This window comes from Mesorhizobium sp. M8A.F.Ca.ET.207.01.1.1, from assembly GCF_004794715.1.
Taxonomy (GTDB): Bacteria; Pseudomonadota; Alphaproteobacteria; order Rhizobiales; family Rhizobiaceae; genus Mesorhizobium.
Window position 1 is genome coordinate 1 of the sequence record NZ_SRUS01000074.1, and the last position, 479, is coordinate 479.

The following is a 479-nucleotide window of genomic DNA, read 5'->3' on the forward strand; positions in this document are numbered from 1 at the left end:
GCGCAGGCCGACATGAGCAACCTGCGTTCGCCGGAAACCTACCTGGGCCACGCCCGTGCCGAGCAGTTCGCCTCGCCCGGCGGGCAGCGCAGCGACGCCGCGTTCGACTACACGCTGCCGGCCAGCCTGGCGTTGAACCAGTGGGGACTGTCCGGGCGCTGGACCATCACCGACGAGGCCGCACAACTGCAGCAGGCCGGCGGCCGCATCGCCTTCCAGTTCCATGCCCGCGACCTGCACCTGGTGCTGGCACCGGGCCAGGAAGGAACGCCGGTGCGCTTCCGCGTCTGGCTGGATGGCAAGCCGCTGCCCGCCGCCGACGCCGGCAGTGATGTCGGTGCCGATGGCAGTGGCGTGGTCGACGAGCACCGCCTGTACCAGCTGGTCCGCCAGCGCGGCACGGTCGGCCCGCACCGCTTCGAGATCGAGTTCCTCGATGCGGGCGTGCAGGCCTATGCCTTCACCATCGGTTGAACCGG

General features: G+C 70.8%; 1 pseudogene. It reads left to right on the forward strand.

The window, feature by feature from the left end:
- Nucleotides 1-474 (forward strand): annotated as a pseudogene (locus tag EN850_RS33515) (cytochrome c biogenesis protein DipZ); the annotation flags it as partial.
- Nucleotides 475-479 lie beyond the last annotated feature (5 nt).